The sequence below is a fragment of the Chryseobacterium metallicongregator genome (genome assembly GCF_031324065.1).
In the GTDB taxonomy this organism is placed as follows: domain Bacteria; phylum Bacteroidota; class Bacteroidia; order Flavobacteriales; family Weeksellaceae; genus Chryseobacterium; species Chryseobacterium metallicongregator.
Genome location: NZ_JAVIXS010000009.1, coordinates 70,623 through 92,615, shown reverse-complemented (window position 1 = coordinate 92,615; position 21,993 = coordinate 70,623). Strand labels below are relative to the sequence as shown.

At 35.3% G+C, this 21,993-nt stretch carries 26 protein-coding genes; 17 read left to right on the top strand and 9 right to left on the bottom strand.

Translation table 11 applies throughout. The features are described from left to right. Positions 1–31: 31 nt before the first annotated feature. From REB14_RS12785 to REB14_RS12750, 8 genes are all read left to right on the top strand, one after another. On the top strand, positions 32–784 hold the full coding sequence (locus REB14_RS12785) for a hypothetical protein (protein WP_079243469.1): 753 nt from the start codon (positions 32–34) through the stop codon (positions 782–784). Beyond that, positions 772–1,314, top strand: a complete 543-nt coding sequence (locus REB14_RS12780) for an acyl-CoA thioesterase (protein ID WP_034692538.1) — start codon at positions 772–774, stop codon at positions 1,312–1,314. Before REB14_RS12785 ends, REB14_RS12780 begins: the two co-directional genes overlap by 13 nt. A gap of 76 nt (positions 1,315–1,390) precedes the next feature. After that, positions 1,391–1,777 carry a GxxExxY protein gene (locus REB14_RS12775; RefSeq protein WP_079244006.1) on the top strand — a complete coding sequence of 129 codons (387 nt, stop codon included), beginning with the start codon at positions 1,391–1,393 and terminating at the stop codon, positions 1,775–1,777. A 45-nt stretch (positions 1,778–1,822) separates the two neighbouring features. After that, positions 1,823–2,752, top strand: coding sequence for a 2-hydroxyacid dehydrogenase (locus REB14_RS12770; RefSeq protein ID WP_309522362.1), 930 nt, complete (start codon positions 1,823–1,825; stop codon positions 2,750–2,752). A gap of 92 nt (positions 2,753–2,844) precedes the next feature. Next, on the top strand, positions 2,845–3,201 hold the full coding sequence (locus tag REB14_RS12765) for a hypothetical protein (RefSeq protein ID WP_079243467.1): 357 nt from the start codon (positions 2,845–2,847) through the stop codon (positions 3,199–3,201). Between the two features lie 180 nt (positions 3,202–3,381). After that, positions 3,382–4,644 carry a serine hydrolase domain-containing protein gene (locus tag REB14_RS12760; protein ID WP_309522361.1) on the top strand — a complete coding sequence of 421 codons (1,263 nt, stop codon included), beginning with the start codon at positions 3,382–3,384 and terminating at the stop codon, positions 4,642–4,644. 25 nt (positions 4,645–4,669) lie between these two features. Further along, positions 4,670–6,451: an Ig-like domain-containing domain gene (locus tag REB14_RS12755; protein WP_309522360.1), complete on the top strand. Its 1,782-nt coding sequence runs from the start codon at positions 4,670–4,672 to the stop codon at positions 6,449–6,451. A 4-nt stretch (positions 6,452–6,455) separates the two neighbouring features. Further along, on the top strand, positions 6,456–6,914 hold the full coding sequence (locus tag REB14_RS12750; RefSeq protein ID WP_309522359.1) for a heme-binding domain-containing protein: 459 nt from the start codon (positions 6,456–6,458) through the stop codon (positions 6,912–6,914). Positions 6,915–7,017: 103 nt separating this feature from the next. Here the strand turns inward: REB14_RS12750 and REB14_RS12745 are convergent, their stop codons facing one another. The 5 genes from REB14_RS12745 to REB14_RS12725 all read right to left on the bottom strand — a co-directional run bounded on the left by REB14_RS12745 (position 7,018) and on the right by REB14_RS12725 (position 11,285). After that, a complete protein-coding gene (locus tag REB14_RS12745) occupies positions 7,018–7,530 on the bottom strand; it encodes an NUDIX hydrolase (RefSeq protein ID WP_309522358.1) in 513 nt (170 codons plus the stop codon). Next, complete coding sequence (gene xerD / locus REB14_RS12740; protein WP_034692523.1) at positions 7,527–8,441, bottom strand: site-specific tyrosine recombinase XerD; 915 nt, start codon at positions 8,439–8,441, stop codon at positions 7,527–7,529. The genes REB14_RS12745 and xerD overlap by 4 nt, the downstream gene beginning before the upstream one ends. 6 nt (positions 8,442–8,447) lie before the next feature. Then, a complete protein-coding gene (locus REB14_RS12735) occupies positions 8,448–8,870 on the bottom strand; it encodes a deoxycytidylate deaminase (protein ID WP_034692520.1) in 423 nt (140 codons plus the stop codon). Between the two features lie 54 nt (positions 8,871–8,924). Then, the gene (locus REB14_RS12730) at positions 8,925–9,692 is read right to left on the bottom strand and encodes an enoyl-CoA hydratase/isomerase family protein (protein ID WP_079243462.1); all 768 of its coding nucleotides are present in this window, start codon (positions 9,690–9,692) and stop codon (positions 8,925–8,927) included. Positions 9,693–9,797: 105 nt separating this feature from the next. After that, positions 9,798–11,285: a catalase gene (locus tag REB14_RS12725; RefSeq protein ID WP_079244005.1), complete on the bottom strand. Its 1,488-nt coding sequence runs from the start codon at positions 11,283–11,285 to the stop codon at positions 9,798–9,800. A gap of 134 nt (positions 11,286–11,419) precedes the next feature. On the opposite strand from REB14_RS12725, the gene REB14_RS12720 reads away from it, so the two are divergent. The 9 genes from REB14_RS12720 to REB14_RS12680 all read left to right on the top strand — a co-directional run bounded on the left by REB14_RS12720 (position 11,420) and on the right by REB14_RS12680 (position 19,175). Then, the gene (locus REB14_RS12720) at positions 11,420–12,370 is read left to right on the top strand and encodes a LysR substrate-binding domain-containing protein (RefSeq protein WP_034692517.1); all 951 of its coding nucleotides are present in this window, start codon (positions 11,420–11,422) and stop codon (positions 12,368–12,370) included. A gap of 237 nt (positions 12,371–12,607) precedes the next feature. Next, positions 12,608–13,888 carry a methionine adenosyltransferase gene (gene metK / locus REB14_RS12715; protein ID WP_034692515.1) on the top strand — a complete coding sequence of 427 codons (1,281 nt, stop codon included), beginning with the start codon at positions 12,608–12,610 and terminating at the stop codon, positions 13,886–13,888. Between the two features lie 84 nt (positions 13,889–13,972). Next, a complete protein-coding gene (locus REB14_RS12710) occupies positions 13,973–14,464 on the top strand; it encodes a hypothetical protein (RefSeq protein ID WP_079243461.1) in 492 nt (163 codons plus the stop codon). Positions 14,465–14,659: 195 nt separating this feature from the next. Then, positions 14,660–15,250 carry an RNA polymerase sigma factor gene (locus tag REB14_RS12705; RefSeq protein WP_034692511.1) on the top strand — a complete coding sequence of 197 codons (591 nt, stop codon included), beginning with the start codon at positions 14,660–14,662 and terminating at the stop codon, positions 15,248–15,250. Positions 15,251–15,452: 202 nt separating this feature from the next. Beyond that, entirely contained in the window at positions 15,453–16,148 is a 696-nt protein-coding gene (locus REB14_RS12700) for a YjjG family noncanonical pyrimidine nucleotidase (RefSeq protein ID WP_034692509.1), read from the top strand. 214 nt (positions 16,149–16,362) lie between these two features. Next, the gene (locus tag REB14_RS12695; protein WP_079243460.1) at positions 16,363–16,812 is read left to right on the top strand and encodes a PepSY-like domain-containing protein; all 450 of its coding nucleotides are present in this window, start codon (positions 16,363–16,365) and stop codon (positions 16,810–16,812) included. 35 nt (positions 16,813–16,847) lie between these two features. Next, the gene (locus REB14_RS12690; RefSeq protein WP_079243459.1) at positions 16,848–17,054 is read left to right on the top strand and encodes a PepSY-like domain-containing protein; all 207 of its coding nucleotides are present in this window, start codon (positions 16,848–16,850) and stop codon (positions 17,052–17,054) included. 163 nt (positions 17,055–17,217) lie between these two features. Then, the gene (locus tag REB14_RS12685) at positions 17,218–17,889 is read left to right on the top strand and encodes a response regulator transcription factor (protein ID WP_079243458.1); all 672 of its coding nucleotides are present in this window, start codon (positions 17,218–17,220) and stop codon (positions 17,887–17,889) included. Next, positions 17,889–19,175, top strand: coding sequence for a sensor histidine kinase (locus REB14_RS12680; protein ID WP_309522357.1), 1,287 nt, complete (start codon positions 17,889–17,891; stop codon positions 19,173–19,175). The genes REB14_RS12685 and REB14_RS12680 overlap by 1 nt, the downstream gene beginning before the upstream one ends. Positions 19,176–19,239: 64 nt before the next feature. On the opposite strand, the gene trpS is transcribed toward REB14_RS12680, so the two are convergent. The 4 genes from trpS to REB14_RS12660 all read right to left on the bottom strand — a co-directional run bounded on the left by trpS (position 19,240) and on the right by REB14_RS12660 (position 21,991). After that, the gene (gene trpS, locus REB14_RS12675) at positions 19,240–20,208 is read right to left on the bottom strand and encodes a tryptophan--tRNA ligase (protein ID WP_309522356.1); all 969 of its coding nucleotides are present in this window, start codon (positions 20,206–20,208) and stop codon (positions 19,240–19,242) included. A 287-nt stretch (positions 20,209–20,495) separates the two neighbouring features. Further along, positions 20,496–21,140: a SanA/YdcF family protein gene (locus REB14_RS12670; RefSeq protein WP_079243455.1), complete on the bottom strand. Its 645-nt coding sequence runs from the start codon at positions 21,138–21,140 to the stop codon at positions 20,496–20,498. 15 nt (positions 21,141–21,155) lie between these two features. Further along, positions 21,156–21,797, bottom strand: coding sequence for a lipoprotein signal peptidase (locus REB14_RS12665; protein WP_079243453.1), 642 nt, complete (start codon positions 21,795–21,797; stop codon positions 21,156–21,158). Next, positions 21,797–21,991, bottom strand: coding sequence for a DUF2683 family protein (locus tag REB14_RS12660; protein ID WP_062675973.1), 195 nt, complete (start codon positions 21,989–21,991; stop codon positions 21,797–21,799). The genes REB14_RS12665 and REB14_RS12660 overlap by 1 nt, the downstream gene beginning before the upstream one ends. Between the last annotated feature and the right edge of the window lie 2 nt (positions 21,992–21,993).

The following is a 21,993-nucleotide window of genomic DNA, read 5'->3' as shown; positions in this document are numbered from 1 at the left end:
AGTCCCGAAAAAGTTATAAATTTGCTGCCAAATGAATATTTCAGCATATATTTTAGAATACTTAAAACAATTTGGAACTGCCACAGTTCCAGGCTTTGGGGTGTTTTCACTGAAAAATTCTAAGGCAATTATTAATTCTGAAAACGGAAGCATTCTGCCTCCGGCCAGTCAGATTGAATTTACAATAGATTACGAAGTACAGACTGAAGATCTTGCTGCTTTTATTGCAGAACAAAAACAGATGTCTCTGGAAGCTTCAAAAAGTGATCTTAAAATTCAGACTGATTTTTGGAAGAAAAAACTTCAGGCCGAACAGGTTCTTGAAATTCAAAACCTTGGAACAGTCTTCATTGAAGAAGGGCACACTCATTTCAAGGGAAAAAGAATAGAATCCGGACGTCCGGACTTTTACGGATTGGAAGAAATCAGATTCTCAGATATCAATAATGGAGAGAAAGTAAATGCCACAGTGAATCGCGAAAAGGATTTTAAATTCAAAAAAACAATTCTTTGGATTTTCCTTCTGGTTATTCCGGTTCTTGGAATTTTATACCTGGCGTTTACCCAGCAGGAACTTCTTTTTGGAAAAAAATCGTTCAATAATGTTTCTGTACAAACCTCTACCCATAGAATCGTAAAAGATACGGTAAAAGTAATGGTACATACCCCGGAAACACCTGTTTCAGATTCTTTGAAAAAAGACTCATTAGTAAAACCTGTCGGAAAAGGAATGAAACCTGCTCCGGCTGTCCCAAACAACACTAAGACTAGATGGCAAAAATAAAAAAAGCGTCAGAATCTCTGACCATTATGACCAATATCGTTCTTCCGAACGAAACCAACTCTTTAAGAAACCTTTTCGGTGGTGAACTTCTGGCAAAAATGGACCGTTGTGCGTCTATTTCTGCAGCAAGACACTGTGAAAGAAGAGTAGTAACAGCTTCTGTAAACCACGTATCTTTCAACCATCCGATTCCGGAAGGAGGAGTAGTGGTATTGGAATCTAAAGTTTCCAGAGCATTCTCTACTTCTATGGAAGTGTATGTAGATGTATGGTTGGATGATCCAATCAATCAGAAGAAAATTCATACGAATGCAGGGATTTATACCTTCGTTGCGGTGGATGAATTTAACCGTCCTATTCCTATTCCGGAAATGATTCCTGAAACAGAGGAAGAAAAAGAAAGATTTGCAGCAGCATTCCGTAGAAAAGAACTTTCATTAATTCTTTCCGGAAGAATGAAACCTCTGGAATCTGTAGAGCTTAAAAAACTATTCCAGGAACCACAGGAGTCTAAGAAAGACAAGAAATAAAACACCAAAAACACAAATGGTTGGCACAAGTTTTCACAAATGGTTTGTGCTCAGTCAGATGAAAAAAATAATCAAAATGGATATTTCAGAAAATGATATATCAAAAATTGTTTATGAAGCAGGGTATATAGTTCATAAAGCATTAGGGCCAGGACTTTTGGAAAGTGCTTATGAAGAATGCTTGTTTTATGAATTGAATAAACATGATATTCTTGTAGAAAGACAAAAACCGATGCCATTAATATATGATGAGGTTAAAATGGATGTTGGCTATAGACTTGACTTTTTGATTGAAAAAAAAATTGTGCTGGAAATAAAATCTGTAGAATCATTACAGGATATTCATTTAGCACAAATACTTACTTACCTTCGTCTAAGTAATTGCAAGCTTGGGATGTTGATCAACTTCAATACCATCCAGTTTAAAAACGGAGTAAAAAGAGTTATTAACGGTACCTTGTGATTTGTGTTATTTGTGAAATAAATTAGTGTCATTTGTGTTTAAACTATGAAAATACTTCTTTTAGATAAAAATCATCCTCTTATTACTGAACAGCTTTTGGCTCAGAATTTTATTTTGGAAGAGGATTTTACATCGTCTTATGATGAGGTTTGTGATAAAATTGAGAACTACGACGGAATTATTATCAGAAGCCGTATTCCACTAGATAAAAACTTTCTGGAAAGAGGGAAGAATCTGAAGTTCATCGCAAGAGTAGGAGCCGGAATGGAAAATATTGATATTCCTGTTGCCGAAAAACTGGGAATTCAGCTGATCAATTCTCCGGAAGGAAACAGAGATTCTGTGGCGGAGCATGTAGTGGGAATGCTATTGGTGATCATGAACAGACTTTTTATTGCTTCTCAGGAAGTGAAAAACGGGATCTGGAAGCGTGAAGAAAACAGAGGAGATGAACTATTAGGAAAAACTGTAGGGCTTATCGGATATGGAAATATGGGAAAAGCTACTGCGAAAAGACTTTCAGGATTCGGATGTAAGGTGATTTTCCATGATATTCTTCCTGATCTTTCTGATGAATATGCCACACAGGTTTCATTAGAAGAATTGAAACAATTTGCAGAGGTTGTAAGTTTGCACATTCCTCTGACGTCAGAAACGCATTACCTTATTGATAAAACATTCATCACGGAAATGAAAAATGATTTCTATTTCGTGAATACAGCAAGAGGAAAGAATGTTGAAACTAAAAGTTTAGTAGAAGGGTTGAAATCAGGAAAGGTAAAAGGGACTTGTCTGGATGTTTTGGAATATGAAAAGTCTTCTTTCGAGAACATTGAATCCGAAAATGAAGATTTAAGATACCTTCTGGAATCAGAAAAAGCGATTGTCACACCCCATATTGCAGGCTGGACGCATCAGAGCAAAGAAAAACTGGCGCAGTTTATTGTAGATAAAATAGTAGCTTCGCATTGTTAAGCTAGGCAATATAAAAAAGATAAAAAGACGAATTTACAAAAAGTGAATTCGTCTTTTTTTATTAATTTCGGAATAATAACTTTTATATAATCATGATCTGGACACCAATATCCATTGAAGAAATTTTTGAAAAGATTTACTCGACAGAAAAAGATTTAAATGGAAATCTTTTAAACTTCTGGGATTTAATCAAAATTTACCCTGAAAAATGGTATGAAGAAGAATATGGACAAGAAGGAGGAGGTTTTTGGGTAGTAGGATTAATAGGTAGAAGGGTAATTTATTATAACGACATTGAAGAAGGGTTTAATATTTCAGAGTATTCAGCATATGGAACCATTGATAATTATTATTGCAACCAGGATGATTTGAATATTGCAATTTTAAATCTGTATAGTCTTATTACATTTGGAGGAAGAATAATAGGACAAGCAGGTCCTCCTATTTGATAAGGTTTAGATTCTAAGGAAGAGAATTTATTTTCTCTGCTTTTTACTTCCTCATTTTCCGGATTTTGCCTTTTCACATTTTTAATTCTCTATTCATTTATGTTAAATAATTCATAATATCCACCTCATATTTATTATTTATTTTGAGTTTTATTAAATTGCCGCTCATTTTTGAATCTCATGAAGACGCGTAATTTTGTACTTATCCTAACTGTTTTATTATCGATATTTTCCTGTAAAAAAAAGTCTGAAGCCAAAGAAGCTTCGGCTGAAAATACAACCAATCTGCCCAACTATGGAAATGTAGATCTGGGTGATATTTTTACAAAAGGGGACGGACAGCTGCTGAACAGACAGACTACCGTAAGTTATATCGATCAGTACTACAAGAAGATATGGGAAGGAGGAGACCTTAGCGGTGGGATTCTTGTTGCCAAAGGTGATGAAATCCTGTATGAAAATTACAGAGGTTTCGGAAGAGAAGGAAATCAAATGCCAATCGATAAAAATACACCTTTGCACGTTGCTTCAGTTTCGAAAACTTTAACGGCAATGGCCATGATGAAACTGATAGAGGCAGGCAAAATAAAATTTACGGATCACCTTACTCAGTTTTTCCCAGGATTTCCCTATCCGAATGTTACCGTTCAGACTTTATTGGATCAAAGAAGCGGGCTTCCGAAATATGAATACTTTATTACCAAGATACAGCCAGTTCCGGCAGAACTTTCCAAACCATTTATTACGAATGAAGATGTATTGAACATGATCATTAAATATAAACCTGATCTGGCAAGAGATACGGATACAGGATTTATGTATTGCAATACAAACTTTGCTTTATTGGCTTTATTAATTGAAAAAGTGACCAAAACTCCTTTTCCTCAGGCGATGAAAGAAATGGTTTTCACACCGTTGAAAATGAATAATACCTATATCTTTCAGGAAAAAGATATTCCAACAGCAGCACAGTCTTTTTATTATGGAGGAAATAAGCTGTATCCTTTAGACAGGCTTGATCTGATTTATGGAGATAAAAATGTGTACACTACGCCAAGAGATTTGTACAATTTCTCAAAAGCCATGTTTTCGAAAAATTTCCTGAAGCCTGAACTGATGCAGATGGTATTCACTCCTTACAGCAATGAAAAAGCAGGAATGAATAATTATGGCCTAGGATTCAGAATGAAAATATTTGATAACGGTGAAAAGCTTACTTATCACAATGGATGGTGGCATGGTACCAACTCAGTATTTGCCCATCTTTTAAAATCTAAGGTTACCATTGTAGCTATTGGAAACAAATATTCAAACAAAATATATACAGCTCTTGCATTATCCGGATTATTCGAGGATTTCCCTTTGCAGAAGGATAAGCTTCATACAGTGATGCATGACAATAAAGATACTTTAAATTCCGGACAGGAAGTTTTTGGAGAATAATGTTTACTTTTGCCTAAACATTTTCATGAAAAGGTTTCTTTTATTATTCGTTATCTGTTTTCTTGTACATTCATGTGCAAGAGTAGGATCTCCTGTTGGAGGGCCTAAAGATACTCTGGCACCAAAGTTTTTAAGTTCAAACATTGATACTACAAGGATTAATGTCAAAAGAGATATTCACCAGCTCCGTCTGGATTTTGATGAATATGTGACGTTGAAAGATATCAATAAAAACCTGATTATTTCACCTCCTATCAAAGGAATAACGAGGATTCTTCCTTCCAATATTGCCAACAAATTTGTTCTGATTCAATGGTCAGATACTCTTCAGGCTAATACTACTTATAACTTTAATTTTGGTAACTCAATTGTTGATAATAATGAATCCAATATATTAAGGTATTTCAATTTTGCTTTTTCTACAGGAGATAAATTGGATGATCTTTATATCAGTGGTGAAATAAAAGATGCCCTGGATACTAAAAAGAAAACAGGAACTACAACAGCTGAAAATAAACTTGTGGTTGGATTGTATCAGGTAAAGGATACAATGGATTACAAGAAAAAGCCTTACTATATCACTAAGGTAGATGAAGATGGATATTACGAATTAAACTATCTGACTCCCGGAAAATATAAAATTATTGCTTTTGAAGATGAGAACGGGAATTCTATGTATGATCCGGGGAAAGAAAAAGTAGGATTCCAGAAAGATCCAATCAATTTTGAGAAATCTATTTCAGGATTAAACTTAAAAGTATATCCTTCCAAAAAGGCTGTAAAGTATGTAGAAATGAAAGAAATCTCAGGAGGTGTTCTGATGACTTTTGAAGGAAATCCTGATGAAGTAAAAGTTCAGTCTCTGAATGAGAAGCTGAAAGATGTAAAAATAACCCATACTCCGAAATCGGACTCTGTAAGAATCTGGTTTGATGCGCCAAAAGATAATGTAGGACAGGATGCCAATGAAAAACTGATATTCACTCATAATAAAGGTCCGAAAAAAGACAGTGCCTACAGTGTATCTTTATTTTACAGATACAATAAAAAGAATGTCATGGATCTCAATAGTGATAATGGAGGTGAATCATTAGCTCCAAAGTCAGATTTTAAGATATCTTCCAATTATATCGTTGATAAAATAGATCCTTCAAAATGGACATTGAGAGTAAAAGGAGACAGTTTAACAACGTTACCGTTTACTGCTAAAGTTTCAGAAACAAATCCTTATCAGATTCAGGTACAGTCAGATTTTGTGATGGGAAAAAGTTATGAGCTTACTGTTCCTAAGGAAACCGTATCCTCATTCTATGCAAAAAATACTCAGTCTAAGCGTTTCGATTTTGATGTTGACAAAATAGACCAGTTTGGAAGCGTTGAATTCTCCATTTCTAATGCACCTACGACAAATTATTGGATTCAGCTGCTGGATTCTTCAGACAAAATAGCCTATCAGAGGTATATAAAAGGAGATAAAATAAAATTTGATATCCTGAAACCTGGAGAATATGTTGTGAGAATTCTGGTGGATAATAACGGGAATAAATATTGGGATGAAGCAGATTTTGCGAATGATGTTTTTGCTGAAGATGCTTATATTTTCTATAAAAAAGTGATCATTAGAGGTCTGTGGGAAACAAGAGAAGAATGGGATCTGAAGGATACTAAAACACTTGATAATCCTAAAGGAGCTACACCCGCTGTAGCAGCTCCTGCAGTGGAAACACCACCTGCTCCTACTGAAGTGAAACAGGAAGCTAAAAAAGAATTGAAATCTCAAAATGCTGTTTTAACGCCAGTAAAGTAAGCTGATGAAGATTGCTAAGAAAATAATATTCTGGACATTGGTGGCATTTGCTCTGATTCAGTTCTTTCCTATCGATAGAACCAATCAGCCTGTGGATACGAAGGTAAACTTTGTTGATGCAAGGAAATCACCGGAAAAGATCAGAACACTGCTTAAAAATGCTTGTTACGACTGTCATTCCAATGAAACAGTCTACCCGAAATATGCTTTTATTGCGCCCGTTTCCTGGTCTGTAAAAAGCCATGTGAATGAAGGCAGGGAACATCTTAATTTTTCTGCCTGGCAAACTTATAATAAGGATCTGAAGGAGAATATGCTTAATAAATCTATTCAGACCATTCAGAACAAGACAATGCCGATGCCTGGCTATATTGTGTACCATAAAGAGGCTAATCTTTCAGAAGCAGAAAGAGCATTGCTGATTCAGTATTTTGAAGAAATGCTGAAGTCTAAAACCTATTAATTTCTACCATAAAAAACTCCCGCAGATTTTACAAACTGAGCAGATTGTTTAAAACAAATATCTGTCCGGTCTGTAAAATCTACGGGAGCATATATTACAAAAATTATTTCTTTAAAAAGCTCTCAAAAAATCTCTTCTGAGAATCAAAAGCAAGATCTTCAAGATCCAGATCCTGTAAAGGAATCCAGACTGCTTCCGAAATTTCAGAGAGCTCAAGATTTACCTCAAACTTTTCCGAAACATTGTATTCATAAAAGAGATCGATCGTATTATAATCAATTTCCTTGTATTGATAGATGTTGGGAAGACTGGTAAGGTATTTCAGGTTAGAAATATTGATTTCAAGCTGAAGTTCTTCAAAAAGTTCTCTTTTACAGGTTTCCTCTGCACTTTCTTTAGGATCAACAAATCCTCCTGCAAGATCGAGTTTCCCTTTTTTAGGATCTCTGTTTCTTCTGGTAAGATAAATTTCGTCTCCACATCTGATGACAACCGCTACAGCACCTGCCACATTATTATACAAAGTAAAACCACATTCCGGGCAGCTCCATTTTTTTTCACCATCCCAGTGTAAGGACTCCTTGCCACAGCTTGGGCAATATTTCAATAGTTTCATTGAGCAATATTAATATTTCTCGGGTGATAACTCAAAATAACATCCCTTAATTCTTCTGTTTTCAGATGCGTATAGATTTCAGTTGTTGTAATACTGGAATGTCCCAACATTTCCTGAATATAACGCAAATCTGCTCCATTCTGTAATAAATGGGTCGCAAATGAATGTCTGAATGTGTGTGGAGATATTTTTTTGTTAACTCCTGCTTTATCTGTAAGTTCTTTGATAATAAGAAATACGATTACTCTGGACATAGATGTCCCTCGGCTGTTTAAAAACAGAGTATCTTCATATTTCTTATTGACTTTTCCTTTAGAACGTACCTCTTTGATATAACTTTCAAGCAAATCAGCGGTATAGTCGGCTAAAGGAACAAAACGGGTTTTATTTCCTTTTCCGTGTACCTTGATGTACTGTTCTTTGAAGTTGATATTGGAAATCTTCAGATCGATCAGTTCAGAAACACGAAGTCCGCATCCATATAGTACCTCTATGATGCAGTGGTTTCTTTTTCCTAGATCTGTATTGACTTCAATAGCAGCTATAATTTTGTTGATATCAGGCAGGCTTAAAGTATCAGGTAGATATAATCCCAGTTTAGGGCCTTCAAGTAACGCCGCAGGATTGTCTTCACGATATTCATCCTCAAGCAGAAATTTGAAGAAAGCTTTAATGGAAGATATCCATCTTGCTTGTGATCTCTCACTGAATTTCTGTTTGGAAAGATTGAAAATGTATTCCTGCAGGTTTTCGTAACCGATGGAGTCTGGACCGACGTTTTCCAGATCCTCTTCTGCGTAATCTTTTAATTTCTTAATGTCCCGAACGTAAGCGTCGAGCGTGTTTTCTGAAAAATTTCTTTCGAAACGAAGAAATATTTCAAAATCTTTGATCTTTTCATCCCAAGTCATTTGTGCTTATTTTTTTAGTTCACAGTCCGATATTTGTTCTATTTCAATGTTATGGTTTCTCAGGAACGATATTCCATCGTCATCCGAATACTCATTAATGTACACCAGTCTCGTAATCCCTGCCTGCAGAATCAGCTTGCTGCATTCTTTACAGGGAGACAGCGTTAAATATAACGTTGCTCCTTTCGCAGATTGGGTAGAGGCAGCCAGCTTTAATATAGCGTTGGCTTCCGCATGCAATACGTACCAGTGTGTTTTTCCTTCTCCATCTTCACAGCAGTTTTCGAATCCCGAAGGAGTCCCGTTGTAACCATCTGAAATAATCATCCTATCTTTTACGATAAGAGCTCCCACCTGTTTTCTCTTACAGTAGGAGAGTTTTGCCCATTCCTGAGCCATTTTTAGATAAGCTTTATCAAACTTATTCATACCGCAGCATTGTTTTTTTTCGAAATAATTTGGATTAAAATCTTTTAGAAAGATTTAGAAGTTAGGCTTTCTCTTCTCTAGAAACGCAGTAACTCCTTCTTTCTTATCTTCCATTTCAAAAAGTTCTCCGAAATATTTGATTTCAGTTTCAAAACCTTTCTCCGTATCAGATAAATTCACGGCATTTATAGCCTTCGATATTGCCATTGGTGAATTGTAGGCAATCGTGTTTGCTAATTCTTTCGTTTTGGTTAATAATTCTTCAATAGGGTATACTTCATTAACCAATCCGATCTCTTTTGCTTTTTGAGCTGGGATCATTTTGGCAGAGAAGATCATTTCATTGGCAATACCTTTTCCTACAAGCTTTGGAAGCCTCTGAGTTCCTCCGTATCCTGGGATTAATCCAAGAGTTACTTCAGGAAGCCCTAATCTGGCGTTTTCCGAAGCGTATCTGATGTGGCATGCCATGGCAAGCTCTAAACCTCCTCCTAATGCAAAACCGTTTACGGCTGCAATGACAGGTTTAGACATATTTTCAATTTTGTTGAACAATGTATTTTGTCCGTTTCTTGCAAGTTCTTCAGCTCTTTCCTGTCCGAAATCACTGAATTCCTTGATGTCAGCTCCCGCTACAAAAGATTTTTCTCCACTTCCTGTAAGAATAATTACTCTACATGAAGTGTCAGCGTTAAGCTCATCCATTGCGGTACTGATTTCCTGAATTGTTTTAGCATTTAAAGCATTTAAACTCTCAGGTCTGTTTATGGTAATAATAGATAATTTATCTTCTTTTTTTAATAATATGTTCTCGTAACTCATTTTTCCACTTTAAAATATCATCCTTTGCAAATTATGAATTTTTTACAAAAAAAAGGAAAAAATATTATTTTTTTTTCCTTTTTTTTAATTTATCCTTCCAAATAATTATTTGGAATGATTCATCATATTTGCATCAATATTGACATTTAGCTGAGAAGCCACTTTCATGCCAAGTTCAATATTAGCACGGAAAAAGTGACATAGTTGTCTGTTGATAATCTCATCTTTTTTAGGCCCGGTAATACCATTCATACTGCCTACAATATTTTTGATCAAATGATCTCTGTCTTCTGCATTCATTGCTTTTGAATACAAAAGTCCAGGTTGAGTATAGTGATCACTGTCGTTGTCATTTCTGTTGTAGGTGGCAACATGAGCGCTGTCTAACTCATATTCATAGTTTTTATAAGATGAATCTGCTTTGATGTCATCAAAACTGTTTGGGTGATAATTAGGTTTGTCCTGATACTGGCTTGAATCTGCCATATAACCATCTCTTTGATAATTGTTGACTTCAAATGGACATCTGTTCACTTCCAGTTGATGAGAGTTTACCCCTACTCTGTAACGGTGAGCATCAGGATATGAGAATAATCTTCCCTGAAGCATTTTGTCCGGAGAGAAGCTAATTCCGTTAATCAGGTTACTGGGTGAAAAAGTAGATTGTTCCACATGGGCGAAATAATTAACAGGAACTTCGTTCAGCTCCATTTCTCCTACCTCAATCAATGGGAAATCATCATGGAACCATACTTTAGTCACATCAAACGGATTCCATCTGAAATCTTTTGCCTGTTCCTCAGTCATTACCTGTATAAATAAGGTCCATTTCGGGAAATCTCCATTTTCAATAGCGTTGCAAAGATCTTCCTGCGCAAAGTCCGGGTTTTCTCCGGCCATTTTTACTGCTTCTTCATCCGTGAAGTTTTTTACGCCTTGTTTTGTTTTAAAATGGAATTTTACCCATACTCTTTCGTTTTTATCATTAATCATTGAGAAAGTATGAGATCCGAAACCATGCATATGTCTGTAACCATGTGGAGTTCCTCTGTCTGACATCAATATAAGAACCTGATGAAGTGATTCCGGGTTTAAACTCCAGAAATCCCACATCATGGTGGCACTTTTTAAATTGGTTTTTGGTACTCTTTTCTGAGTATGAATAAAATCCGGGAATTTTTTTGCATCCTTAATAAAGAATACGGGAGTATTATTTCCTACAAGATCCCAGTTTCCGTCTTCAGTATAAAATTTTAATGCAAATCCTCTTGGGTCTCTTGCCGTATCTGCACTTCCTTTTTCACCTCCTACAGTAGAAAATCTGGCAAACATTCTGCATGAGTTTCCTACTTTTGAAAACAGTTTTGCTTTTGTGTACTGGCTGATATCATGCGTTACGGTGAAAGTTCCGTAAGCTCCGCTTCCTTTGGCGTGCACAATCCTTTCAGGAATCCTTTCCCTAACGAAATGTGCAAGATTTTCCTGAAGAATAAAGTCCTGCAGCAATACCGGGCCTCTTGGTCCTACCGTCTGTGAATCCTGATGTTCAAAATAAGGTGCGCCGCTACTTAACGTTAATTTTTTAGAATCCATATCATTAATGATTTGTATAAATGTTTTTTGTTTTTCTAAATCCAAGTGTAAAGGTAATGAATATCAAATTTACTTGAATTTTTAATTGGTAATAGCAAAAACGTTATATCTTTGTAATAGATAATATTAATCAAATGAACATTCAGCAACTGGAGTATCTTATCGCTGTAGATAAGTATAAACATTTTGGTAAAGCCGCTCAGGCGTGTTTTATTACCCAACCTACGTTAAGTGCCATGATACAGAAATTTGAGGATGAACTGGATGTAAAGGTGTTCGACAGGACTACCCATCCGATTCGTACCACGGATGTAGGTCTTCAGATTATTGATCAGGCAAAGGTAATTATCGAGTCTGTCAATGAGCTGAAAAACAAAGCCAATCTTTTGAATAATATTTTAGGAGGAACCATCAATCTGGGGATTATTCCTACAGTGTCTTCTTTCATTCTGCCAACAGAGATTTTCAAATTCCTGGAGGAAAATCCGAAGATTCAGATGAATGTGAAAGAAATGACAACAGATAATATTATTAAAGCTTTAAAAGCAGGAGAACTGGATGCGGGAATTATCTCTACTCCTTATGATACTGCTGATGAGTTTTATCAGGATTTCCTATTCAATGAGGAGCTGATGATTTACAGTTCCAATACAGAAGCGAACAAAAAGAATTCTTATATCATTCCGGAAGATCTGAATGTAGAGAAAGTATGGCTGCTTGAAGAAGGAAACTGTCTGAGAAATCAGTTTGAAAATATCTGTCACCTGAAAGAAAATACCCTTAAGCCTAAAAATTTAGACTTCCTGGCTTCCAATATTCAGACTTTGGTGCATATGGTAGATAAAGTGGGAGGAATCAGTATTCTGCCGGAATTAGCTCTGAGCCAGCTTTCAGAAGAGCAGAAGAAAAATGTTTTCAGATTCAAAAAACCTTTCCCTTATCGAGAAATCAGTATTATTTATTATAAACCAACCTTTAAGCAAAAAATTATTGATGAATTATCACATTCTATCAAAACTTCTTTAGAACTTAAGTTGAATTACCACGAAAGTCCGAAAGAATTTGTAAGCATTAAGCCTCAGTAATGGAAATGCTTTAAAGTGATAGAAATCATCAATTTAAATAAAATAATAATTAATAAACAAAATTTTTGAGTATTACGAAAATAGTACTTAAATTTGCTGACGTTTATTACGAGGAAAAATTTGACCTGATTGCAACCTCTATAAAAAAATGCTAAAACAGTATTCTTTTTTCTGGGCAATTATATTTCATATTTTCTTCAAAACTATTTTTTAAATCTTTAAAAACAAAAGAATTATATGTCTTATTTATTTACATCTGAATCAGTTTCAGAAGGACATCCGGATAAAATTGCCGATCAAATTTCCGATGCATTAATCGACCATTTCTTAGCCTATGATAAAGATTCAAAAGTAGCATGTGAAACTCTTGTAACTACCGGACAGGTAGTATTGGCAGGAGAAGTGAAATCAGATGCTTACCTTGATGTACAGACCATTGCCAGAGAAGTAATCAATGGAATCGGGTATACGAAAGGTGAATATATGTTCAACGGAGACTCTTGCGGAGTTATTTCTGCTATCCATGAGCAGTCACCTGATATCAACCAGGGAGTTGACAGAGCGGTAAATGATGAATCTTTCGAAGCTAAAGCAAATGCACAGGGAGCTGGAGATCAGGGAATGATGTTCGGGTATGCTACCAATGAAACGGCTAATTATATGCCTCTAGCATTGGATCTTGCTCACACGATTCTGAAAGAACTTTCTGCCATCAGAAGAGAAAATAAGGAAATCACTTACCTTCGTCCTGATGCAAAAAGCCAGGTAACGATTGAATATTCTGATGATCATAAACCAATCAGAATAGATTCTATCGTAGTTTCTACTCAGCATGATGATTTCGGAAGTGAAGAAGAAATGTTGAATAAAATCCGTGAGGATATCAAAAATATTCTGGTTCCAAGAGTGGTTGCACAGCAAACTGAAGAAATCAAAGCTTTATTCAACGATCAGATTAAATATCACATCAATCCTACAGGAAAATTTGTAATCGGAGGACCTCACGGAGATACAGGTCTTACAGGTAGAAAAATCATCGTTGATACATACGGTGGTAAAGGAGCTCACGGTGGTGGTGCTTTCTCTGGAAAAGATCCTTCTAAAGTTGACAGAAGTGCTGCATATGCTACAAGACATATTGCTAAAAACTTAGTGGCTGCAGGCGTAGCGGATGAAGTTTTGGTACAGGTTTCTTATGCAATTGGAGTAGCTGAACCTTGTGGTTTATACATCAACACTTATGGAACTGCAAAAGTGGATCTTCATGATGGGGATATCGCTAAAAAAGTTTCTGCTATTTTTGATTTAAGACCTTATGCTATCGAGCAGAACTTAAAATTAAGAAACCCTATTTATCAGGAAACAGCTTCTTACGGGCACATGGGTAAAGAGCATTATGTAGCTGATAAAACATTCAATAAAGGACATAAAAATGAGCTTACATTGAAAGGACTTGAGTTTTTTACTTGGGAGAAACTAGACAAAGTTGAAGAAATTAAAGCCGCTTTTGGAATTTAATTTCTTTTAAAGAATAATAAATGAACTGCTTTATCTTTGGATAAGGCAGTTTTTTTTAATTTTACACCTTAATAATATAGAAAGATGATGAATTTTCGAACTGTAGTTGCTGCCCTGTCCCTGTTTTTGCTAAGTACATTAGTAAAAGCTCAATATACCATGCATAAAATGATCAGTGTAGGGTATACTTATCAGAATCAAAGTTTTGGTGAAGTAGGAGGTAAATTACTTTTTCTTAAAAATGATGATGTGATTTACAGATTGGGAGGATCTGCAATGATGGGATCTGTGGGTTCTAAATTTGCTATTATGCCAAAACTGCAGGCTGACGTGCTTCTTAATTTTGAAAAGAATGTAGACTTCTATCACTCGTATTACTTTTTAGCAGGTGTGGAAGGTACCAATAAATACATTGCCCCTAAGATAGGAGTTACCTTATTTGGGATGCTTGATCTTACGGGAGGCTATGCTTTTCCTATCGGAGATACCCGACTGAACGGTAAAGAGATGAAAGGACTGAATATTAATTTAACATTAAATATACCCACAGTCTTTATTCATGACATGTTTAAATGATTTTTTTTAGATTTTTCTCTATAAAATTTAATAATAGGTTAACAGTTATTAAAAAATTATTATATTTACATCATAATAATTGTACTACCGCCTATAGAAGAGACTCTACTCTAGAACTGTTTTGTTTATACAGCAAAGACCAGAAGAAATATCTGGTAGAATGCCTGTCTGCAAATATTTATATTGAGAAGAGTTATGAAATCAAAATCGGATAGTTTACTAATTTCCCTTTACCAGAAAGGTGATGAGAGCGCATTATCAACCCTCATTCACCGTCATCAGAGAGAACTTTTTACATTCATTTTTTACAAAATTAATGATGAAGATTTAGCCAACGATATCTTCCAGGATACATTCATGAAGATTATTGTAATGCTGAAAGAAGGACGCTATAACGAAGAAGGCAAATTTATTCTTTGGGCGAAAAGAATTTCTCACAATTTAATCATCGATCATTTCAGGTCAAAAGCGAAGAATATCAAAGTTTCGGAAACTACTTTTGAAACAGATGAATATTCTATCTTTGATCTGATCAGAGAGCCTTCGGAAAACATTGAAGATCAATTGGTTACCAACCAAATTCAAGAGGATCTTCTGAGAATGTTACAGTTTTTACCACAAAATCAGCAGGAGGTAATCAAACTGAGGTTTTTTGATGGTTTGAGTTTCAAAGAAATTGCAGATCATACAGAGATGAGCATTAATACCACCTTAGGAAGAGTAAGATATGCACTGATAAACCTGAGAAAAATCATGGATGAAAATAATATAATATTAACAAGATAGATAATATTTCCGGAAAATTCACGTTTTAAAGAAAACATACTTCGCCTATGAAAAAAAATGATTCTTTAAAAGTGAAAACTTTGAAACCTAAGAAACAAACAATTGATTTTTTGCTGAATTTTTCCAAAAGCCTTGAGATTGTGAAGAGCAAGAGCAAAAATTATCCTATTACAAAAAATTAAAATTATTAACTTTGTGCTGTATGAAAATGCAGCACGTTTTTTTTGACCTGGATAATACACTCTGGGATCATCGCAGAAATGCCTATCTTACCATCAAAGATCTTTTTGAAAAACAGGAAATTACTTCGAAGTATTCTATTGACTTTGAAGAGTTTCACTCTGTATATCACGATATCAACGAAGAATTGTGGGAAAAGATCAGAGACGGAATTATTGGCAAAGAGTACTTGAGAGAGCACCGTTTTTATGATTCATTTAAACATTTTGGAGTAGATAATAAAGAGCTTGCCCTTTATTTTGAAGAAAACTTCCTTGATAATATTGTGAGTCATAATGAATTGGTAGAAGGCGCTGAAGATGTTTTGGAATATCTGAAAGCTAAGAATTATACACTACACATTATTTCCAATGGTTTTCAGGAGGTCACAGAAAGGAAGTGTACCCTGTCTGGAATTGCACCATATTTTAAAACAATTACCAGTGCAGATGCAGTAGGAGTAAGAAAACCCAATCCAAGGATTTTTGAATATTCATTAGGACTTTCTGAAGCCAGAAAAGAAGAAAGTATACTGATTGGAGACGATTGGATTGCAGATGCAATGGGTGCTACGGATTTCGGAATGGATGCAATCTTCTTTGATGTCTATAAAGAAGATAAACAGAAAGAAGGTTTAAAAGCCATTACCCATCTTCAGCAGATTAAAGAATATTTATAGAATGTTAGACTATAAAATCTGATAAAAAGCCACTAAGACCACCTTAGTGGCTTTTCTGTTTTCAAAACACTGCAGAAATCAATACAAGCATCTGTAATCATCTGTGTCAATCTGTGGTTGAATTAAATATTCTCTATCAAAATCATTTTTCCCAATTCTTTCCCAAATTGATTGAGAACTTTGCTCCATAATAATAACAGAAAAATGTAATAGTATGAAAAATGTAAAGAAAATCACGGGAGTATTAATGGTCTTATTTTTATTGATTGGAGGCTTTGTTTCTGCACAGGACAGAGCAATCAATGCTAATCAGTTACCGAAAACAGCTAAAAACTTTCTGGCTGGTCATTTTAAAGGAATACCGGTAAGCTCAGCAATAGAAGACAGAGAAATCTATGGTGTAGATGAATATAAAGTATATCTGACCAATGGAATGAAAATGGAGTTCGACAGCAATGGAAACTGGAAAGAAGTGGATGGGAAACATCAGAAAATTCCTTACGGTTTTATTCCTGTATCCATCAGAAATTACAGTACAAAGAATTTTCCTAATACTTACATCATTAAGATTGAAAAGAAAAGATGGTCTTATAAAGCAGAACTTTCCAATGGATTGGAGCTTGAATTTGACAGGAATGGGAATTTTAAAAGAATCGATGATTAACACTTAACCGAATACAAACACTAAATATTAATACTATGGTCAATTGGAATTTAATAAACAGCAACGGAAGAAAGGGTTCTTCTGCTAAGATTAGAAAAAGTATGGTGTCTTTTATGACAAAGCACCATCCCGGTAGCGTGATTGATTCTATTGAGAAAAAATATAATGCCTATAAAATCAATCTCATGAATGGTATCAGCCTCGTTTTTGATGCAGACGGCCGATATGTCAAATCGAATTAATTGTAAGGATAGAAGAAGGAGGCTGGAAGAGGTAAATGATAGAAAATTTCAAAGATTGATGGAGTCTGAATAACTTCCAGCTTCCCACTTCAATTCTTCCAGCTTTTAATTTCATATATTTGATATACATTAATGAAGTAGCAGAATATACAGATCCAGAAATATGAAGATTTTAATAGTAGAAGATGAACCCGAACTGAAAGATACCGTACAGAAGTTTCTGGAAGCAGAGCATTTCATTGTAGAATATGCGGAAAATTACAGTGGCGGGCTGGAGAAAATTATTTCTTACGAATACGACTGTATTTTGCTTGATATTATGCTGCCTGACGGAAACGGAATAGACCTTCTGAAAGAGATCAAAAAAATGCATAAGAAAGATCCTGTGATCATTCTTTCTGCCAAAGACTCTGTGGACGATAAGGTGGCCGGACTGGAAATAGGAGCAGATGATTATCTTGCAAAACCTTTCCACCTTGCAGAACTGATGGCGAGAATCAAATCTGTCATCAGAAGAAAAAATCAGGATGGTGAAAATATCATCCGATACAAAAATATAATCATTGATCCGGAGAACAGAACGGTGAAAGTAGGCGATGAAGAGCTTGTTCTTAACCGAAAAGAATATGATCTTCTGTATTATTTTGTAATTCATCCGGAAAAAACCTTACAGAAAACAACACTTGCCGAAGCAATCTGGGGAGATTATATCGATCAGGCAGACAGTCTGGATTTTATTTATTCCCAGATTAAAAACCTTCGTAAAAAACTGAAAACCCTCAATGCAGAAGCTGATTTTCAGGCTGTATACGGAATAGGATATAAATTCATCTGATGAAGACTTCATTAAAATATTACACGATAAAATATCTGATCATGATTCTGCTGCTGATTATAGCAGTGTGGGCAGGTCTTTTTTATGCCTATATCCTGGATGAAGTACATGATAATGTAGATGATGGATTGAGAGATAGAAAAATACAGATTATTAAAGCGGTCTATCTTAATCCTCAGCTTTTGAAGAATAATGAATTTGGATTCAATGAATTTAAAATCAACCCGATCAAAGCTGCAGACTATCAAAATAAAAGCAGGCTGTACAACAAGATGTACTATATGGAGTACGATGACAAAGACCAGCCCTACAGGGTTTTGGAGGCCGACTTTATTGATCAGTTCATAGGTCATCAGCGGCTTGTCATCAGAACATCTACGGTAGAAGAAGATGAGCTGATATACGACCTTACAACGGCCTTAATTGTGCTTTATATCCTTTTGGTGATAAGTATCGTAGCTGTTAACGGATATCTGCTTAATAAAGCTATGAGGCCGTTCTATCTGATTTTGGATAAACTTAAAAAATATCAGTTTGGAATTCCTTTTTCTCAGGAAAAACAGAACTATAAGATCACCGAGTTTGAAGAATTAAATGTGGAAATCAATGAAATGATTGAACGTAATGAACTGGTTTTCTATCAGCAGAAACAGTTTATTGAAAACGCCTCGCATGAACTTCAAACTCCTTTGGCTATCGTGATTAATAAAATTGATCTGATGATCCAGAATGATGATCTTGATAAAAAGAATCTGACTTTTCTTACTGAAGTGAAGAATGACCTGAGAAGAATGGTAGGTTTAAACAAATCTTTATTAATGCTTTCCAAGATTGAAAACAGCCAGTTTAATAAAACTTCAGATGTTGATTTTAATGGAATGATCACCCAGCTTGTTCAGAATTATGAAGATTTTATTGCATTCAAAAAAGTAGAGGTTAGTATTATTGAGAAAGGAAAATTTGTTGCTGATTTCAATCAGGATCTTGCAGATATTCTTTTGTCTAATCTTCTTAAAAATGCAGTAAAATATAACAACGAAGAAGGAACGCTGAACATTATTATTGAAAATAACAGGATTGCATTTCAAAACAGTGGAAATCCTGTGGCTTTAGATCAATCGAGGATCTTTAACCGCTTTTATAAACAAGGTTCAGATCATACGTCTACCGGACTGGGATTGTCTATCATTAAGACTATTATCAAACAATATCCGGGCTGGGAGATTAACTATGAATATGGAGATCAGATGCATTACTTTATCCTGACAAAGAATAATGCTCATTAGTAGTATTTATATCAAAAGAAAAAGCCTTTCAAACGAAAGGCTTTCTTATGTGTAAAACTCAGCATTAAAATCCTAAGCTTGTTCTTACTCTTTTCAGCGTTTCCAGCGCGATAGGTCTTGTTTTTTCAGCTCCTTGCTGAAGTTTTGCTTCCAATTCATCAAGATTGTTCATGTAATAAGCGAACGTTTCTCTTTCTTTCTCAAAACGTACCAGGATAAGATCCAATAATTCTTTCTTAGCATGTCCGTATCCGAAGTTTCCTGCAAGGTATTTTGCTCTTAATTCTTCAGTCTGTTCTGACGTAGCAATAAGCTGATAAATCTGGAATGTTTTATCTGTTTCAGGATCCTTAGGCTCTTCTAAAGATTTCGAATCCGATTCAATACTCATCACCTGTTTTTTCAATTCCTTTTCAGGTAAGAAAATATTGATGATATTTCCTCTTGATTTAGACATTTTCTGACCGTCCGTTCCAGGAACATATTTTGTGTCTTCCTGAAGTTCAGATTGTGGAAGAACAAGAATTTCACCCATTTGGTTATTGAACCTTGAAGCGACATCTCTTGCAAATTCCAGATGCTGAAGCTGATCTTTTCCTACAGGAACGATTTCCGCATCATACAGTAAAATATCTGCAGCCATTAAAATAGGGTAAGTAAACAAACCGGCGTTTACATCCTGAAGTCTGTCTGCTTTATCCTTAAATGAATGGGCCAATGTTAATCTTTGATAAGGGAAAAAACATGATAAATGCCAAGAAAGTTCACAGGTTTCAGCGATATCACTTTGTCTGTAGAAATATGTTTTTTCAGTATCTAATCCACAAGCAAGCCAAGCCGCAGCAATCTCGTAGGTGTTTTGTCTTAAAGTCTTCGCATCCTTAATCTGTGTAAGCGTGTGAAGATTCGCAATAAATAAAAATGATTCATTTCCTTCCTGCTTGGATAGTTCGATAGCAGGAATAATAGCTCCCAATAAATTTCCAAGATGGGGCGTTCCGGTGGCTTGTATGCCGGTAAGAATTCTTGACATTTGTTTAAAATTTATATTTAAAAATTAATGAATAGCAAATTTACGAGGTTTGTCGGGAATAACGAAAGATAAAAGATAAAAGATAAAAGATAAAAGATAAAAGATAAAAGATAAAAGATAAAAGATAAAAGATGTTGTTATTAAAATTCAATAGGGGTGGGCTTTAGCCCAGCCAGCTTAAAATTCAACATCCATCCATTGGCTTTAGTCAAAACATATCAACCTTTAATAATTTACATATCTTTACGCATCATCTGTGAAAATCTGTGCAATCCGTGGGAAAAATATTAAGGAATTACAATTTTTTCTCCTCCAAATTTAGGTTCCACACCAAAAAGAAGATCCCAATAGGCTTTAGCTTTCGCAAAATATTCTCTCAAATTGGTCTTTAAACCTGCATACTTATTCACATCCGCTGCATTATACCCAAAGGCTTCCATGCCATTTTTTCTGGCCAGGAAAACCGCTCTTTCATTATGGAATTTCTGAGAGATAATAACCAGTTTTGTCTGGCTGAAAATATCTTTTGCTCTTACCACAGAATCCAGTGTCCTGAATCCGGCATGGTCTAAAATAATTTTATCCTGTGGAATTCCTTCCTGCATCAGTGCCAGCTGCATATCTTCAGGTTCGTTATAATCCTTGGTACTGTTATCACCACTAACGATGATGTATTGTATTTTCCCGCTTTTGTATAAATTACTTGCGGCCTTAATTCTGTTGTAGAAATAAGCATTTGGGGTTCCGTTGCTCAAAAGCTTTCCGGTTCCCAATAAGAGTGCAGCTTTTGCTTCCGGTACATCAGCAATATTGTAGGAAACAAATGGTGCGCTGTCACTTTTAATGCTGTAATTCGCCCAGGCAATAAAAATAATTCCTGCAACGAAAAGAAGCAGGAAAAATTTAAAAATATTTTTGATTATTTTTTTCATCCGAAAATATATCTTTTAAAACTCCAGACCGTTCGGGAAAGCTTTTTTTCTAAATATTAATAAGAATGCAGCTCCTACCGTGATTGCGGAATCGGCAACATTGAAAATATATTTGAAGAACTCAATATGTTTTCCACCTATTAAAGGCCAGCTTTCAGGAACGTACCAGTCTACTACAGGGAAATGAAGCATGTCTACTACGCATCCTTTCATAAATGTGGAATATCCATGCCCGAAAGGAACAAGCTTAGAAATTCCGCCATAGCCAATCCATCGGTCAGTGCTTGCGTCATAAACAGTTCCGCTGTCAAAGATCATTCCATAGAACATTCCATCAATAAGATTGCCGATAGCACCTGCAAAAATGATTGCCATAGGAACTAAAAGATAATTAGATGCTCCTTCTTTCAACCATTTTTTGAACATATAGATCATCCCTCCGATCAGGAAAACTCGTAGGATGACCAGAAAATATTTCCCGATAATTCCTCCGAAGTGGAATCCATAGGCCATTCCCGGGTTTTCAACAAAAGTCTTGTTAAAGAAACCATTGATGACAGGAATACTCTCATTCAGTTCAAAATGAGTTTTGATATAAATTTTTGAAGCCTGGTCAATGAACAAAACCAAAAATGTTATCGCTAAGATCTTTTTCATTACTGTCCTTTAGGTTTTGAAGGCTTTGATGCCGGCTTTACATTTTTGTTATCGCTTGCTTTCTTGACCACTTTCTGTCCATTGAAAGAGCTCTTAACATGAGCTTTTTCAAATTTAATGCCCATTTCTTTCAGTACGCTTTTCAGTGCGCTCAGCTCCATAGAATTCTTAGGATGTACTATGATAGATTCCATTT